Origin of the sequence: Streptomyces sp. NPDC008163 (genome assembly GCF_042956885.1) — a bacterium.
Taxonomy (GTDB): Bacteria; Actinomycetota; Actinomycetes; order Streptomycetales; family Streptomycetaceae; genus Streptomyces; species Streptomyces drozdowiczii_A.
In genome coordinates this window covers 1-15,620 of record NZ_JBIBHG010000022.1, presented here as the reverse complement: position 1 = coordinate 15,620, position 15,620 = coordinate 1, and the positions used below count along the sequence as shown (strand labels likewise).

At 68.0% G+C, this 15,620-nt stretch carries 15 protein-coding genes; 7 read left to right on the top strand and 8 right to left on the bottom strand.

The genetic code is table 11. The features are described from left to right. The first annotated feature begins 77 nt into the window (after nucleotides 1-77). Together ACFZAT_RS32795 and ACFZAT_RS32790 are read left to right on the top strand one after the other, a co-directional pair. Entirely contained in the window at nucleotides 78-1,403 is a 1,326-nt protein-coding gene (locus tag ACFZAT_RS32795) for an amino acid permease (protein WP_391269490.1), read from the top strand. 597 nt (nucleotides 1,404-2,000) lie between these two features. Next, a complete protein-coding gene (locus ACFZAT_RS32790; protein WP_391269488.1) occupies nucleotides 2,001-2,336 on the top strand; it encodes an STAS domain-containing protein in 336 nt (111 codons plus the stop codon). An 88-nt stretch (nucleotides 2,337-2,424) separates the two neighbouring features. Here ACFZAT_RS32790 and ACFZAT_RS32785 read toward each other — a convergent pair whose 3' ends face one another. Then, nucleotides 2,425-3,660 (bottom strand): beta-1,3-glucanase family protein, encoded by a 1,236-nt coding sequence (locus ACFZAT_RS32785; RefSeq protein WP_391269486.1) that lies wholly within the window; start codon nucleotides 3,658-3,660, stop codon nucleotides 2,425-2,427. Nucleotides 3,661-4,344: 684 nt separating this feature from the next. Between ACFZAT_RS32785 and ACFZAT_RS32780 the strand changes: the two genes are divergently transcribed. After that, the gene (locus ACFZAT_RS32780) at nucleotides 4,345-4,653 is read left to right on the top strand and encodes a hypothetical protein (protein ID WP_391269485.1); all 309 of its coding nucleotides are present in this window, start codon (nucleotides 4,345-4,347) and stop codon (nucleotides 4,651-4,653) included. 473 nt (nucleotides 4,654-5,126) lie between these two features. Then, entirely contained in the window at nucleotides 5,127-5,996 is an 870-nt protein-coding gene (locus ACFZAT_RS32775; protein ID WP_391269483.1) for an alpha/beta fold hydrolase, read from the top strand. Here ACFZAT_RS32775 and ACFZAT_RS32770 read toward each other — a convergent pair. The 5 genes from ACFZAT_RS32770 to ACFZAT_RS32750 all read right to left on the bottom strand — a co-directional run bounded on the left by ACFZAT_RS32770 (nucleotide 5,924) and on the right by ACFZAT_RS32750 (nucleotide 8,699). Next, entirely contained in the window at nucleotides 5,924-6,298 is a 375-nt protein-coding gene (locus ACFZAT_RS32770; protein ID WP_391269481.1) for a hypothetical protein, read from the bottom strand. The two genes, ACFZAT_RS32775 and ACFZAT_RS32770, sit on opposite strands and share 73 nt — an antisense overlap. A gap of 258 nt (nucleotides 6,299-6,556) precedes the next feature. After that, nucleotides 6,557-7,018 (bottom strand): iron chaperone, encoded by a 462-nt coding sequence (locus ACFZAT_RS32765; protein WP_391269480.1) that lies wholly within the window; start codon nucleotides 7,016-7,018, stop codon nucleotides 6,557-6,559. 53 nt (nucleotides 7,019-7,071) lie between these two features. Then, nucleotides 7,072-7,734 (bottom strand): glyoxalase, encoded by a 663-nt coding sequence (locus ACFZAT_RS32760; protein WP_391269479.1) that lies wholly within the window; start codon nucleotides 7,732-7,734, stop codon nucleotides 7,072-7,074. 10 nt (nucleotides 7,735-7,744) lie between these two features. Beyond that, a complete protein-coding gene (locus tag ACFZAT_RS32755; RefSeq protein ID WP_391269477.1) occupies nucleotides 7,745-8,122 on the bottom strand; it encodes a LuxR C-terminal-related transcriptional regulator in 378 nt (125 codons plus the stop codon). A gap of 184 nt (nucleotides 8,123-8,306) precedes the next feature. After that, entirely contained in the window at nucleotides 8,307-8,699 is a 393-nt protein-coding gene (locus ACFZAT_RS32750) for a Rid family hydrolase (RefSeq protein WP_391269475.1), read from the bottom strand. A 440-nt stretch (nucleotides 8,700-9,139) separates the two neighbouring features. Between ACFZAT_RS32750 and ACFZAT_RS32745 the strand changes: the two genes are divergently transcribed. Both ACFZAT_RS32745 and ACFZAT_RS32740 read left to right on the top strand, forming a co-directional pair. Continuing rightward, entirely contained in the window at nucleotides 9,140-9,361 is a 222-nt protein-coding gene (locus ACFZAT_RS32745) for a hypothetical protein (protein WP_391269473.1), read from the top strand. A 326-nt stretch (nucleotides 9,362-9,687) separates the two neighbouring features. Further along, complete coding sequence (locus tag ACFZAT_RS32740; protein ID WP_391269471.1) at nucleotides 9,688-10,986, top strand: GDSL-type esterase/lipase family protein; 1,299 nt, start codon at nucleotides 9,688-9,690, stop codon at nucleotides 10,984-10,986. Nucleotides 10,987-11,387: 401 nt separating this feature from the next. Here ACFZAT_RS32740 and ACFZAT_RS32735 read toward each other — a convergent pair whose 3' ends face one another. Then, the gene (locus tag ACFZAT_RS32735) at nucleotides 11,388-12,293 is read right to left on the bottom strand and encodes a S41 family peptidase (protein ID WP_391269469.1); all 906 of its coding nucleotides are present in this window, start codon (nucleotides 12,291-12,293) and stop codon (nucleotides 11,388-11,390) included. Between the two features lie 701 nt (nucleotides 12,294-12,994). Next, nucleotides 12,995-14,443, bottom strand: coding sequence for a membrane-associated oxidoreductase (locus tag ACFZAT_RS32730; protein ID WP_391269467.1), 1,449 nt, complete (start codon nucleotides 14,441-14,443; stop codon nucleotides 12,995-12,997). A 289-nt stretch (nucleotides 14,444-14,732) separates the two neighbouring features. Here ACFZAT_RS32730 and ACFZAT_RS32725 point away from each other — a divergent pair, with 289 nt between their 5' ends. Continuing rightward, nucleotides 14,733-14,894: a hypothetical protein gene (locus ACFZAT_RS32725; RefSeq protein ID WP_391269466.1), complete on the top strand. Its 162-nt coding sequence runs from the start codon at nucleotides 14,733-14,735 to the stop codon at nucleotides 14,892-14,894. The last annotated feature ends 726 nt before the right edge of the window (nucleotides 14,895-15,620 follow it).

Sequence of the window (15,620 nt, the reverse complement as noted above, 5' to 3'; positions counted from 1 at the left end):
CCGTTCGAACGAGCGACACGCTGTCGCACAGCCGTCCCCGACCGTCTGCCGGGGGACGCACCGGGTATACGGGCCCCGTGCAAGCTCCCCGAACCACCTCCGAGAGCGCGGACGCCCCGACGAGCCTCAAGAAGGACATCACCACCTGGCTGCTCTACTTCTTCATCCTCGGTGACGTTCTCGGTGCCGGCGTCTACGTCCTGGTCGGCGAGGTCGCGGCCGATGCCGGCGGCGCTGTCTGGGTGCCCCTTCTGGTGGCCCTGTGCCTGGCGCTGCTGACCGCCGCCTCGTACGCAGAACTGGCCACGAAGTACCCACGTGCCGGCGGCGCCTCCCACTACGCGACGTTGGCCTACGGGCCCTTCACCGGGTTCGTCGCCGGCTTCTGCATGCTCGCGGCCGGGGTGGTCTCGGTGGCGGCCCTGGCCCGGGGGTTCGCCGGTGACTACCTCGCCGAATTCGTCACGCTCCCGCTGGTCCTGGTGACCGTCGTCTTCCTGGCGGCCCTGGCCCTGCTCAACGCCCGGGGCATCAGCGAGTCGACCCGGGCCAACGCCGTTGCCACCGTCATCGAGGTCAGCGGCCTGCTGCTGGTGATCGGCCTCGGCTGCTGGATCGTGCTGCGCGGTGACGGGGACCCGGGCAGGCTCACCGACCTCGGCACCGAGAGCGAAGGACCCGTCCTGGCCGTACTGAGCGGCGCAGTCCTCGCGTACTACTCCTTCGTCGGCTTCGAGACCTCCGTCAACGTGGCCGAGGAGACGCGTGACCCCCGCCGCTCCTACCCGAGGGCGCTCTTCGGTGCGCTGATCACCGCCGGTGCCGTCTACGCCCTGGTCGGCGCCGCCGCCGCGGCCGCCGTGCCCACGGAGAAGCTGGCCGAGTCCAGCGGGCCGCTGCTCGAAGTCGTCCGCACCGCCGGGTCCGTGCCCACCTGGCTGTTCAGCGCCATCGCACTGGTGGCCGTGGCCAACGGGGCGCTCCTGACCGGCATCATGTCTTCGCGGCTGGCGTACGGCATGGCCCGCGACGGGCTGCTGCCGCGCTTCCTGACGGCCGTGCTTCCGGGCCGGCGTACCCCGTGGGCGGCGATCGCCGCGACGACCGCTCTCTCGCTGCTGCTCGCGCTGACCGGTGACGTCTCCACCCTCGCCTCAACCCTGGTCCTGCTGCTCCTCGTCGTCTTCTTCCTCGTCAACACCGCGCTGCTCGTCCTGCGCCGCGACCCCGGGCGCCCGGCCCACTTCAGGGCCCCGACCCTCGTACCCGTCCTGGGCGCCGCCTCCTGCATCGGGCTCGCCACCCAGATCGAACGCGACGTCTGGCTACGGGGCCTCGCGGTGCTCGCGGTGGGCGCGATCCTGGGAACGGTGGCCGCACTACGACTGCGCCGAAAGCGCTGAACGGCGCCCGCTCCCATGTGACGACGAGGAGGACGGCGCACGAGAGGCATGCCGACGATCCGGGGTTTCCGTCGGTCGCCGGGCGGCCCTGGCGGGCGTACTGGCAGCGAAGGGTGACGTCCTCGTGGTGAATGCGCCCGGCACGAGGTTGCTGCACCGGCACCCGCACGCGAGGTGATCCGGGCCAGGAAGGCCGCACGATGGCCGCCCCGAGCCCGCGCCCCTCCGGGCTTCCCCAATCAGCGTCGGGCCGCGCTCCGGCGCGTGCTGAGAACGCCGACGGCAACCCCGGATCCCTCGGCAAGAGGCCCTAATCGCCGGCCTCCGCGGCGCGGCCGGCCTGGACCGTTCCCGGGCGGCCGCCGATGGCTCCCGTAGTGCCTTTCAGCACATCCGCGCGGGTGGGGGTGGCCGGGTGAGGTGGGGGTGTGTCACGGTGAGGGGACGCGAGACCGTCCGGTGACCGTGGAGGACCGGACTTTCGGGTTCTGGGTGTTGCCCCCTTCACGGGCTCCCAGTTCCCGCCATCGTCGTCCCCCCTCCCCACGAGGGGCTTCGCCTTTGGGCTCACAACCCCCGGAAGGGGGCCTGCCCGCCATGAACGTCACCACGATGATCGACGCGACAACCGCCCGAATCATCCCGCACGGCGACATCGACCACACCGCCCTGCCCAAGCTCCGTGCCGTGATCGACGCACTGCCCCGGGACGTGACCGAGCTCGTCTGGGACCTCAACGACACCCCCTTCCTCGACTCCGCAGGCCTCCACCTACTCACCGACCCGACCCCGGCAGGCACCCCACAGCGCCACACCAGGGTCACCGGCCTGGGACCGCAGCAGTGGGAACTGTTCCGTACAGCCGAGGAACTCTTTCCCCACCTCGGGCTTTCTTCCCTACTTCAGGACGGGCGCCTGCAGGCAGCCGCCTGATGACCAGAGCGACCCTGCACCGTAGGCGGTTGCCTACGGTGCAGGGCCCTACCTCCCGTGAGGCCGCCCATGGCCGACGGTTCGGAGCCTAGTTGAACGGGTCCAGCGTGATGTACGCCTGCTGCGGGTCGCCGTCGTGCACGAGCGATTCGTGCGCGCCGACGTCGTCGAAAGCGAAGCCGTACGCCTTGCCGTCGGCCATCTGGGCGTGGATCTTGGCGGAGTATTGATTGGTGACCGCGTCCTTGTAGAAGTTCGCGTCGTTCGCGTCGGGCTGGTTGGGGTTGCTCAGCAGCGTCGACCGGTTGTAACCGGCGCACAGGGTACGGGAGATGGGCCCCCGGACGAGGTCGTTGGGCGCGTCGAGGAGCTTGTAGCAGCCGAAGATGCTGTCCGAGTCGGGCTTCTGGAAGCTGGTGACGACCGCTCCCGAACTGTTGGTGAAGTTCATGGTGTTGCCCTGGACCCGTCCGAAGTACTTCGTGTTCGGCTGGTCCGCGAACGGCTGGACGGTCAGCGTCTGCGAGGAGTACTTGCTCCACACCCGGTTCACGTAGTCGTTCATGACGGAGGCCGGCAGCGCCCCCGCCTCGATGCCATGGCCGGGTGCGAGTGCCCGCAGGATCGTCCCGTCGGAGCGGGTCCTGATGAGCCCGCCCCAGCCACCGGACTGGCTGCGCAGGGAGTCGAAGAACGCTTTGTACCCACCGGGCTTGAGGTGGCCCGTACTCAGTGTGGTGCCGTTCGGCCGCTTCACCCCGACCGCGTAAGGGGCGGAGAACATGTCGACCTGGGTGCTGTTGATCCACAGGCCGGCGTCGTTGAGCGTGTACTCGGTCCAGTTGAACAGGATGTTCGCGTTCGGGTCGCTCGGGTTCTGCACCGCGGGCTGCACCAGCCCGCCGGTGGTGAGTTTGAAGACCAGCTTCTGCCCGTAGGAGAAGTAGACCCGGCCGGAGAACTTGGGCATCCGGATGGTCTTCGACTGTCCCTTGGCCGGGCCCGTGATGGACGCGTCGGGGGCGGGCGTCGGCGGGTTGCCGCCGGCGGGCCACGGGTGGAAGGTGCCACTCGCGTCGGCCCAGCCCTGGCGCCCCGACGAGAGCTCGGTGCCGATTACGTAGACGTACACCTGCTCGCCGCGTCCGGAGTTGTTGGTCAGCGTGAGCGGGATCGTCGCGGGGACGGCCGCAGCCTCGGTGGCGGCGGTGACCTGGGTAGCGACGAGACACCCACCGGCCAGTGTGAGCGCGGCGACCAGGGCGGCCGCCCTGGGAAGGCGGGTCCGGTGCGTGCGGGGCGCGTGAAGAAGGTTGGCAGACAAGCTCTACTCCTCATCCGGAAGGCCGTGCTGTGGAGGTAGCCAGTGCGAGACGCCCTGAGCAATCCTGAGAGCGCTCTCAGGGAGGTTTCTGGAGCGTAGCGACGCGTCAGGGACACGTCAATGCTCTGGTCTGGACCAGAATCGACTCGGCAACGTCCTGCGTCACTCGGCGAGCGCACGTCCGGAATTCAGGGTAGGTGGGGCGCACAGCCCGGGCCCCAGCCGCAGCAATGCTGCGAGGAGCCGCCTGCGTCCCGGCCGCCCTGCGAGGCCCGGACTTGCCCGGCACCGGCGGTCCGGCCCGTAACGGGGGGGAGTGGCGATGCCGAATCCGGGCGACTTCAGGAGCCACGCGTGCGTGCGTGTGTGGAAGCCCTCCCGCGGCGCTGGGCCCGAAAAGCCTTCACGGGCTCCCGCGGGACGTAATGGCCGAGAGTCAAAGGGCCACGGCTGGGTACCCGATCTTTGTAACCGTTCGTAAACGGCAGAGGACGGAATCATCGTGGCATCAGAAAAAGACCAACAGGCTCAACGATTCTGTAAGGCGTGCGGTACACCCGCCGGCGACGAGAAGCTGTGCGAGAACTGCGGCGCCGTGCTCGGACGGCCCGACGCGGTGGGTTTGGTGGATGACGAGGCAGTGGTGGCGCGGCGCGTATTCGAGCAAAGGGACCGGTAGCCGCGATGACCAACTTCGTCATCACCGTTCCCGGCACATTTGGCACCGATATCACTGACTCCACGAGGTCCGCCTTGGAGAGCGCACTGGCTTCGCAGCACACGGATGTGAGCGAGAGTGAGGGATTGGACCTGCTCACGCTCAACGAAGACGGTACCTTCTCTGTCCGTCTGGAAGTGGAGGCCCGGGACCGATATGAGGCCGAACTGAATGCCAGCAGAATTCTTTCCGCAGCCTTGCGAAAGGCAGGAATCGAAGCATCCGACGCCCCTCTCGGCCCGCCCGCGGTGACCGGAATCGACAGCGACCTCTGAGTCCTGGGTGCAGGCCGCCGAGGGTGGTCAGGTTGCCCGCCGCCCGTGCTCTCGGCGCCGGGAGACCGTGGACGGGCCGTTCGCTGAGTTCAAGGAGAGATCGAGGACGTCAGCTACGAAAAGAGCCGCCTCGGGGTCTCTATTCTCACCTTCGGCAAGCCGGCCTCCGGCTCGGCGACAGACGGCGCGGCCCGCCCGCTTCCAGCCTTATCGGGCGCCGATGACGTAGCGGGTCGGCCGCGGATCCTGTCGAGAAGCTGGACAGAGATGATGGCCTTCGGCCGTGGTTGCAGCGGCGAATCAGGCAGTGTGTCCACGGAATCTCCGGGGAACAAGGAACGCCGGGTTGGTTCAGTACGCGTCGGCAGTGGGCCGGCTTGCTTGGCATGTGGGCCGGTGGACCGTGTGTGCGGGTTGTCCTGGACTGATGGGGCACCGTGGCGGGATGTCAACGAGGAAGGGCGGTTCGAGCCTTGTTCGAGGGCTTTGAGACCAGGCGGGTCGAGGTTGACGAAGCATCGATTTTCCTTCGCTACGGCGGGGAGGGGCCGCCGGTGGTGCTGCTGCACGGCCACCCCCGGACATCTGCGACCTGGCATCGCGTCGCTCCCCTCCTCGTTCGGTGCGGTTTCAGCGTGTTCTGTCCCGATCTCCGGGGATACGGCCGGTCCACCGGCCCGGCGCCTACCGCAGATCACGCCGGACACTCAAAGCGGGCCGTCGCCGGTGACATGGTCGAGGTGATGCGCTCCCTCGGCCATACCCGGTTCGCGCTCGCGGGGCACGACCGCGGATGCAGCGTCGCGCTGCGGCTGGCACTCGATCACCCCGACGCGGTCTCGCGGGTGGCGCTGATCGACGGTCTGCCCGTCACCGAGCACCTCTCTCGCATCACGACCGAGTTCGCCACGCAGTGGTGGCACTGGTTCTTCTTCGCCCAGCCGGACATCCCCGAGCGGGTCATCAACGCTGATCCGGACAGCTGGTACCGCGGTGACCCTCAGAGCATGGGGCAGGAAAATTACGACGAGTGGCGGGCGGCGACGAGAAACCCCGACGTTGTGCGGGCGATGCTGGAGGACTACCGGGCCGGCCTCACCGTTGATCGACAGCACGAGGAGGACGACCGCGCGGCGGGGAAGCAACTGCGGTGTCCGGCGCTGATTCTCTGGTCGCTCCGGGACGATCTCGAGGACTTGTACGGGGACCCGGTGAAGATCTGGCAGCAGTGGGCACCGGATGTACGCGGCCATGGCATCGACTCCGGCCATCACGTGGCCGAACAGGCTCCAGAAGCGCTCGCATCCTCTCTTGCGGAATTCTTCGCCGCCCCATCTGCGTGACTGGACGCATCATCGACGCTCAGGCCGCCGAGATTGTGGTTGTCCGCGATCCAGGCGCGCCATTCATCGTCGTCCAGGGCCGGTGCCCCAGGGCTGGATGGCATGCCGGGCTTTTCCCGGGAGGCGAGGGTGGGGGCGAGGAGGCCGACGGTGACGGCGGCGGCGCCCCCGCCGATCGGGCGGCTGCGGTGGATGCGTTCGGTCAAGACGCCGCGCACGAGCAGGGCGCTGCCGGATTGATACAGGAGGGTCACCACCGCGACGACACCGAGGTAGTCGGGGCGGTCGGCGAGAAGCGACACGGTCAGCCACTGAGCCCAGCATGCCCGCCACGGGGGAGGTCGCGTACGCCGGTTCCGCCGGGCGCAGCCAGGACATCACACCGGCGGCGGCCATAGTGATGGCGGACGAGACAGCGGGGTCGACTATCAGCCCCTCTGTCGAGCCGGGGCGAACGGGGGACAGCGTGCTGATGGCTTGCACAGCCGCTGCGTCCAGCGACCCGCCCCCAGCCGATCCCCCCGCCGCATCCTCGGCCGCCTGGAGATGAGAAACAGTGCTTAGCGCACGGCCTTCCGGACGAGCGCGGTGATCTGTTCCTCGGCGGGCGAGGTCAGTTCGGTCAGGGCGTAGGCGGCCGGCCACATCGCGCCGTCGTCGAGTGCGGCCTGGTCGCTGAAGCCGAGCGTCGCGTAGCGGGACTTGAACTTCTCCGCGCTCTGGAAGTGGCAGACGATCTTGCCGTCCCTGGCGTACGCCGGCATGCCGTACCAGAGCTTCGGCGCCAGCTCCGGAGCGGCCTCTGTGATGATCTTGTGGATGCGCTCGGCGAGTACGCGGTCGGTGTCACCCATTTCGGCGATCTTCGCGAGGACGTCCTGCTCCGCTGCCGCCTCCTTCTCGGCCCGGGAGGCGCCGCGCCGGGAAGCCGCCTTCTTCTCCTCGCTGGCGTGCTCCTTCATCGCGGCCCGCTCCTCGGCGGTGAATCCGCTGTACTTCTCGGAGGACTTCGTGGATGCCATGGCTGGGGTTCCTCTCGTACGGAATAGGGCTGGTGCGGGGGAGGGGACCGGGATCAGCCCTCGTCGGCTGCGGTCGACGCGGTGGGCTCCCAGGCGAAGCCGTCCGGGTCGGTGAAGGCATGGCCGGTGCTGCCGAGGACGACGTGGTGCGCGCGGCAGTCCTCGTCGGCGACGCCGAGGTCCTTGGCGAGGGCGCGGCGCTTGTACAGGGCGAGCTTGACGGTGTCGGAGTCGCCGGGGGCGAACTCGGCGTACTTCCCGCCGAAGCTCTTGCCGACGGTGAGGCCCCGGTCCACGTAGAACTGCTTGGTGGCCTTCACGTCCTGGACGCCGAGCAGCAGCACGAGCTCGTCGATCTCGCGGGTGGCGGGCCCGGTGTCCTTCTTGGACGAGGTCGCGATCTTCCAGATCGTCCCGTCCGGGGCCTGTACGACGCCGCCGTACCCCCACAGCGACTTCGCGGCCGGCTTCAGCACGGTGGCCCCGGCATCGACCGCCGCGGCGACGAAGCCGTCGACGGTGGCGGGCCCGGACACGGTCAGCGCCAGCGTAAAGCCCCGGAAACCGGTGCCGGGCGGCTCCTCGGAGGTCCGCAGCCCTACGTACGTGTCCACGCCGAAGGCGCTGTAGAAGCGGCGGGCCTCCTCGACGTCAGCCACTGTGAGGGTGACGGAGGAGAGGGAGGCCGTGGCCTTGGTGGCGGTGTTGGTTTCCATGAACATCACGCTAGAGGCCGTCCCGGTGCCGGGGCTTCTCGATTCCTGACCGGCTGGAGTCACCTACGTGTCCGGCTCGGAGGCAAGCGAGGCCGGCCAGTACGCGACGGTCGCCCTCGGTGCCGGTGGGCAGGTGGAGCTTGGCGAAGACGCTGCCAGTGTGTTTGTTTACCGCGGGCTCGCTGATGAACAGTCCGGCAGCCAGCCCCGCGTTGGATTGTCCCTGTGCGACCAGGTCCAGAACCTCACTTCCGTGGGGGCTGAGCCGTTCCAGAGGATCGCAGCGCCGGCGTACAAGCTGCTGGATGACTGCGTGGTCCACCACGATGCCGCCGACGGCGGCGACGCGGTCGATCGCGGCGGTGAAGTCGATTACTGCGGCTACCATCCGTTCCGCGACGCGCCGTCCACCGCCCGCACCGAGCCCCCCTGAAGCTTGGCCTCGGCTTTCGAGGAACTGGCATCAAGGTCACCGACAGCTACATCGAGACCCTGCCCACTCAGTGGCATCCTGGCCCTCGCCAACCGCAACTCCACGTAGACCAAGCCGGCATGCCGATTCTCGGTGAACCTCAGTCGATGATGGCGTCGAGCTCCAGCTCGACGAGCCAGTCGGCATCGATGAAACGTGAGACTTCTACGAAAGTGCAGGTCGGGAGGATCGAGGCGAACCGTTCTCCGTGCGCTTGCCCGGCTTCCTTCCACCGGGTCACGTCCGTGAGCATGACGCGGGTCCGCACGACGTCGCTCAGCGTCGCGCCCGCTTTCTCCAGTGCGGCCTCAGCGATATCCAGGCACCTCACAGTCTGTTCATAGACGCTCCCCGGCCCCACTGTCTTCCCGTCGTCCCCGATGGGCGCGGTGCCGGCGACCGCGACATGCTTCCCTTTGCGCACTGCTCGGGAAAAGCCGATGTGGGGCTCCAGGGGTGAGCCGGAACTGACGGTCTGTCGCGCGCTTTCCATCCCGTCATGCTCTCAGAGCGTCGCAGCGGCCGTCACACGTCCACGAGTCCACGCCAGGCGCGGCCGCGGCGGAGTTTACAGAGCGCTTCCGTCACGGCCCGATCCTGCCCCGGGGCCTTCGCGGGCACGGCTGTTCCTGGTCCTGGCAAGGGCTCGCGGCATTGCTGTGGACACGGCCCGATCCCTCCTGAAGAGCTGGCGATGTCAGTGCGGGCACCCATAATGCGGGCCATGAGTGAGCGCTATGAGATCGTCCTGTCCTGTTTCCTGCGTCGGACGTACCAGAGTCCGTCCTGGCTGCCTGTCGCTGGCACTTGGGCATGATCTCCGACTGTCCGGAAGACCTGGATGAGGAGGAACATCCTTGGCCGCTGTTCCTTGCGCACCCTGGCAGCCGACTACCAGGAGGAGACCGGGCAGTCCTGCGCCGTTCGGAGTCGATGGCGGACGAATGGGGCGAGCACATGTGGGAACTCTTCGCGCGCAACTACTGGGTCGATGACAATTTGCTGATGCTGGACGCCCTGCTGGGTCTGGTCGCACCACACATCGCCGTCCCGGGATACGGGGGCTTTCTGCGTCATGAGCACGACACGGAGCCGACCGTGTTCGTATTCCGGGAAGGGGGCTATGCGCAGCTGCCGCTGGGACGCGTCGGTTGATCCGAGACCTGAGCCCGCCCCGTTTCGAGTGAGGCGGTGGCAGCTGAGGAGCGTGACCGCAGTGCCGGCGAGGCGAGGAAGTGCTCGCCTTTGCGTTGGTAGCGACGGTGAAGCTCATGCATGTTTAGCTGGGCGGCACGTCGCTTCAGCGAATCGTCATTGTTCCTGGTCACTGCATTCACAAGACTTGTCGCAGCCCTGGTAGACGAGTGGCGGTGCGTGCGTCGGGAGCCGAAACCCCCGGTTTCGCGAGTGCCGCTGTCAGCTCGCCGGGACCCTCCGATCTGTCCTCAGTGCTCCATTCCTCTGTGAAGGGGTTCTTCGTCATGCGCTCATTCAGACGTGGTCTCGCCATCGTCGCAGTCACCGCTCTCGCCGCGGTCACCCTCAATGTGAACACCGCTTCCTCCACGCCGGCCGGTTCGGCCTCGACCGATCGGCAGTGGCCCGAGGCCTGGACCGCCTCCCCGCAGCGCTCCAGCGCCAGTTTCCAGAAGAACTGGAGTGAGGAGGGCTTCCACAACCACACGATCCGCCAGGTTGTCCGTATCACCGCTCCCGGGGACCAGGTGCGCATCCGGCTGTCGAACCGATACGGCACCTCACCGCTGCGCATCACGGGAGCCACGGTGGCGCCGGCCGGCGAAGCCGCCGCCGTGCCTCCCCGTAGCTCCCGCACCGTCACCTTCGCAGGCAAACGCTCGGCGACCATCCCGGTCGGCGAGCAACTCAGCAGCGACGCGGTGAACATGGCCGTCGGGCAACTGCAGAGCCTGGCCGTCACGCTCTACCTGAGCGGACGTACCGGCGCGGCCACCTTCCACGACCAGGCATACGCCACCAGCTTCCGCGCCGACGGCGACCACCTGACCGACACCGGGGGAGCGGCCTTCACCGAGACCTCCGCATCCCTGTACTACCTCACCGACATCGAGGTACGCGGTCGCCGCGGTGCGTCGGGTCGGGCGGACAACCACAAGGCCGTCGTCGCCTTCGGCGACTCGATCACCGACGGCTTCGGCTCCACCACCGATGCGAACAACCGCTGGCCGGACGAACTCGCCGAGGCCCTGGCCGCGAAGGGTGAAGCGCGCCCCGTCCTCAACGCCGGGATCGGCGGCAACCTGCTGCTGCACGACTCGTCCTGGTTCGGCGACAGCGCCTGGTCCCGCTTCGAGCGCGACGTACTGGACAAGCCCGGCGTCGGCACCGTCGCGCTTCTGGGCGGCCTCAACGACATCGGCTACAGCGAGATCGACCTGCCCACCTACAAACCCGACCCGGACGTCTCCGTCGACGAACTGATCGCCGTCGAGCGAAACCTGATCCGCCGCGCACACGCCCGGGGCATCCAGGTCATCGGCGGAACACTCCTCCCGATGAAGGGCGCCGAGTACTACAACTCGACCTCCGTCGCCAAGATCCGCCAGTTCAACCAGTGGATTCGTGCCTCCGGCGAGTTCGACGCGGTAGCCGACTTCAACCGAGCCCTGTCAGCACCAGGCGATGACGAACGCCTCAACCCCGCCTACGACAGCGGCGACCACAAGCACCCCAACGACGCCGGATACCGAGCCATGGCCCGCACGGTGGAACAGACACCCCTCATCCGCACCGGCCCCTGACCGCATCCTCCGACGCCGTACTCCAGTCAAGGGCGCCCAGCCCCGTAGGAGAAGGAGAAGGGTCGGCAGATCCCGCGGTACCTCTCGACCACCTCAGTGAACGGAACACCTGGCGGCCGTGGGAGGGGCCTGGATGGGCGGATTCCGAGAGGCACTCGCTGCGCCGGGGCCGCCGGGGCCGCTGTGCGTCTCCTTCATCGCCCGGACCACCATCACGCCCTCGGTGATCCGCTGCTCGGCGGCTTCCCGAAGTGGAGGCGGCCATGGGGCGGCGGTTCTGGATCGGGTTCACGGTAACTCCTCCGAGCGGTGGCGATGTTGGCCGAGGTGGCGGGAGCATCGCAAGGCCGGACAGCAGCCGATCGATGGGCGGAGGGGCTGCGCGCTGGGCTGGCGGGCGATCAGTCGGCCAGCGAGGCGCGGGCCAGGGTCTGAGCCCGGTCGAGTGCGTCCGCGGCAGCGCAGGGGACGTCGGGCTGTACTCCGGTGCCTTCCCAGTTCGTGCCGGAGGTGGGGTTGATGGCACGGCCGATGGGGATGGAGGCCTCCAGATGCGGGTGCACTGTCCACCCTTCCCTTGGATGTGCGCCCCCGCGGGTGTGCTCGCCGACGACCGTCGCGCGGCCGAGTTGTTGGAGGTCGTAGGCCAGTTCCTCGGCTGCGGAGAAGGTGTGGTTGCTGGTCAGGACGTAGAGCGGTTTGCTTCCGCCGAAGCGGGCGCCGGAGACGTGCGGCTGGCTCCAGGACTGCTCAGTTCGTTCGCCGTCACGCCAGTACATGGAGTTGAGGTGGGTGCGTTCGTCCAGGAGGTGGCTGCAGACGAAGGCGACGGCGTCGGGGTCGCCGCCCCGGTTGCCCCGCAGGTCCACGATCAGCGCCTGGGCGCGGGAGGCCAGGGTGAGCGCGGCGCTCAAAGGTTCGGCGGCCCCCTCCAGCGGAAACAGCATGGGTGCCAGCTCCAGCAGGGCAATTCCTGCGTCGAGCAGCTCCACCCGGGGCACACCGCCCAGCGAGGTCTCGAAGTCCCTGCGGATGGATTCCAGGACCGCCGCACCCTTCTTCGCGGGCACCTGGTCTGCGTGGTATTGCAGGCTCAGGTGTCGGTCGCCGTTGACGGACTGGAGGTCCGCGGTGACCAGGCGCGCGAGCTCCTCGGCCTCGGCACCTGTGTAGGCGCCTCCGGCGAGCCGTTCCTGCAGCAGCTCGGCGAGCTGCCCGGCTACGCCTGGGAAGACATAGTGCTCGGTCAGAAGCCGGCGGATCTCGTCGATGACAGGGCCGGGCTGAAGCTTTGTCACAGTCGTCATGGCGCGCAGTAGATCACCACGTTCACGCAAGCGTCCATATGAGTCACCGGCCGCTCAGACGGTACTCGCGGCCGGACGCGATCGGTGCAGCTCGACCTGGCTCCCCGTGACGGTTCTTCCGCAGGCTGCGGATCCCGGCACGAACTCTCTGCTGGGACAGGTTTGACTCGGCTCAACTCCCCTTGAAAAATCGGGTGTTGTATGACGCGACGCCCGGATGACAGCGTGTGCGCATCCCAACCCTCTCCCCTCCAGGAGTGACACGTGCCCGTACGTGAACAGGTGAGCTTCGTCGGCGCCCGGGGCAAGCTCGCAGGCAGTCTCTTTCTGCCCGACGCCGATGCGGCCGCTACGGCGGCAGGCGTGCTGGTCGCCAGTACCTGTACCTCGGTCCAGGAGCAGATGACCGACCGCTCCGCACAGGAGTTGGCCGCTCGTGGCTATGCGGCGCTGTCGTTCGATTCCACCGGTTACGGCGAGTCCGAGGGTGCGCCACGTGATTACGAGTTGCCGGCGTTGAAGGCCGGTGATCTGTGCGCTGCGGCGGACTTCCTCGCCGACTCCCGGTTGCCACCAGATACGACAAACTTGCCGTCTGCTACGAAGCGACCGTGCCCTCCAGGACCTGTCGCGAGATGCGGAAACGACGCCGGACCGCCCTGCTCGGGATCCACGAAATCGCGGTTCCCAAGCAGGGCGGGTCATGGGCGGTTGAGATTGCGGGTCACCCCGGCGGCGACGGTCGTGGCGAGGATCCAGCCTGCTGCGATCAGGAGATAGGACAGCCATTGGTAGAGGCCAGTCGGAGTGAATGCCTTGTCCTGGCCGAAGTCGACGATGGGCAGGAGCAGGTCGAGGGCGTAGACGACGGGATTGAACTCCGGACCTTTGCCGCGCTCGGCCGGGAGCGGGTGGTGGAGAGCGAAGGCGACGGAGCCGAGGAGCAGCAGGGCCAAGAGCCACGCCATGGCACGGGTAGGGCGGAAACCGTAGCCGACGGTCGCATCCTGGAGGTGGCCCCAGAGCTTTCCGTACCAGGGCAGCGTGGTGCGGTGCCGGCGTTGCTTGGCGAGCTGGACGGCACGGGCTTCCGCGTCGTCACCGACGCGGCGGTACACGGCCGCGAGCTGCTCGTAGGCGTGAGGAACGAAGCCGTCTTCGTCCCGCTCAAGCAGGGCAAGTCGTTGTGCGGCGGGCAGGCGCGGAGCGAGGGTCTCGTACGTCAGACCCTCCAGCCGCACGGTGGTGGGCCAGACCTCGGGCTTGGCGTGGATGACCTTGAAGTTGGAGTAGTGCATCTTGACGCCGCCGGAGACCGGGGCCGCGTCCCAGAGCGAGAACCCGGCTGCCTCACAGCTGCTGACTCCCAGTGCGACACCTCCCGGGTTGCGGAGCCGGGCCTCGATGAACGTGAGCCAGCCGGTGACCTTGGCCGCGGTGAGCCTGACCCGGCCTTCGGCGTGGAGGCCGCCCGCGTTGAGTCTTGCTCCGACCGTGAGGTGAGCGGCGTTGAGGGCATCGCCCGCTGGGTTCTTGATGTGGGCGTCCTCAAGGTCGAGAGTGCCCTCGATACGGGCAGATTCCAGGCGTATCTCGCCCAGTGCCACGAGCCCGGGCGCCCAGATGTCGTTGCCGACGGAAGCCTGGCTGAGCTCGAGTGCGGGCTCGCCGTCGACACCGAGGCGGGCGCGGTCGAGGAAGATTCCGCCCGTGACCTGAGCGCCGCCCAACTGCACGGTCCCGGGGATGCGGCAGTCGGTGAGCCGCAGGACGTCATTGACGCGAATGGCGGTGGCCCTGAGGGCGGGGAGGCGTGACGAGCTGAGGTCGAGCAGGCTGGTCTGTGTTCCGTGGAACTGCGGCGTCTGCTCGAAGAGACAGACGGTGAGGCGGACGGGGTGGGGTATCTCCGCATACTGGAGGTTCAGGACGCCGACGATTCGGGCGCCGGTGAGGTGGAGTGCGGGCACTTCGCCGGGGTCGGACGGATCGCTGAGGAGAAGGGTGCGGATGACCTCGGCGCGGACTGTTCGCTCGGGACCCCATGCGCGGGGATCCTCCGGGTCCTCGTCCTGGGCTTGGCGGAGGTCGATCGGTTCCCCGCGGGGGAAGGCCTGACAGAGGCGACGTTCCAGTGCGGTCAAGTCCATGATCTCCACTTGCAGGACCTTACCCCGTGGGGGCAAGCCGCTGTCCGTCGTGATAAGGGCCGGTCCGCCCGGTGACCTCCCGCGGCGCAACGAGTGGCTGGGACGGGCACTTTCGCAACACCCTTTTACCCGGAACGGCCGTACTGCGGAGTACTTTCCCCGCTGTCCGCTGGGGGCGCGCGAGTCGCAACACGCTCTGCCGGGCGGCTTCTGGTGAGGCGGAGAGGGCGGGGTAGCCGTACGAGTGGGACGGCAGTATTCGCCCGGCTGACACGAAGGAGGGTCCGCAGTGAGCAATGCGGCAGAGAACGGTCTGATCACCAGTGTGCATATGGAGGGCGATCCGGTTCGTACGTGCGAGCCGGCGACGGCGCCGGTCTCCCTCCCGGCCGAAGGGGAGGAGAATGAGGCCCTGCCCGAGCAGCCCACTATTGTCCGTGGCCAGGACTGAGGGCCCAGGCGCGGACGTGAGGCTCTCGCGTCAGGGGGTACGAGTGTGCGGCGGTGGGTGACAACGAGACCGACGGCCACTCGACTCTCCAGGGGGTGACGGCCTCTCAGGGAGTCGGCATTTCCCCCATCCCGGGCATCCGGCCGGTTGTCATCGTCCCGGCTCCCCACGGAGGTGCTTCGCCTTTGGGCTCTCCAACCCCCGGAAGGGGGCGCGCCAGCATGAACATCACCACCATCACCAGCAGCGGCACGTTCGCACGCATCACCCCGTCCGGGCGACATCGATGCCGACACCCTCACCCCGCTCCGCGGTCGCTGCACTCCCGCCGCACGTGAGCGACATTCAGTGGGACCTGCTACGACCTCCCGGCAGAACGATGCCTCGGCCAGGTCACGGGAGAGCAACAGGCAACTCCTATCGCCGCGCTAGGGGGCGTCTTGCCGATCAGGGCCGGGTCCGCGACGCCTGGCACGGCACCTCGCGGCGTTGCCGAAACGCCCCCATAGCTCCTTCCCCAAGCTCCCAACTCCGTTCGAGCAGGGGAGACCCCAGCCGAGACGCTCCGGCGCCTTGCGATGCACCGCACCAGACGCCGCGGCCTGATCGGCCCTGATCGGCAAGACACCCCCTAGGCAGTTTCTTTCGGATCATCTTGCTGACCAGATGTAGATGGCGGCGATGTGGAGTCCGGCGAGGTAGATGGTGGCGGTCTTGTCGTAGCGG

Coding starts and splice junctions, on each gene's coding strand:
- ACFZAT_RS32790 (WP_391269488.1), top strand. CDS start 2,001: ATGAACGTCACCACGATGATCGACGCGACAACCGCCCGAATCATCCCG.
- ACFZAT_RS32780 (WP_391269485.1), top strand. CDS start 4,345: ATGACCAACTTCGTCATCACCGTTCCCGGCACATTTGGCACCGATATC.
- ACFZAT_RS32765 (WP_391269480.1), bottom strand. CDS start 7,018: ATGGCATCCACGAAGTCCTCCGAGAAGTACAGCGGATTCACCGCCGAG.
- ACFZAT_RS32760 (WP_391269479.1), bottom strand. CDS start 7,734: ATGGAAACCAACACCGCCACCAAGGCCACGGCCTCCCTCTCCTCCGTC.
- ACFZAT_RS32755 (WP_391269477.1), bottom strand. CDS start 8,122: ATGGTAGCCGCAGTAATCGACTTCACCGCCGCGATCGACCGCGTCGCC.
- ACFZAT_RS32750 (WP_391269475.1), bottom strand. CDS start 8,699: ATGGAAAGCGCGCGACAGACCGTCAGTTCCGGCTCACCCCTGGAGCCC.
- ACFZAT_RS32745 (WP_391269473.1), top strand. CDS start 9,140: ATGGCGGACGAATGGGGCGAGCACATGTGGGAACTCTTCGCGCGCAAC.
- ACFZAT_RS32740 (WP_391269471.1), top strand. CDS start 9,688: ATGCGCTCATTCAGACGTGGTCTCGCCATCGTCGCAGTCACCGCTCTC.
- ACFZAT_RS32735 (WP_391269469.1), bottom strand. CDS start 12,293: ATGACGACTGTGACAAAGCTTCAGCCCGGCCCTGTCATCGACGAGATC.
- ACFZAT_RS32730 (WP_391269467.1), bottom strand. CDS start 14,443: ATGGACTTGACCGCACTGGAACGTCGCCTCTGTCAGGCCTTCCCCCGC.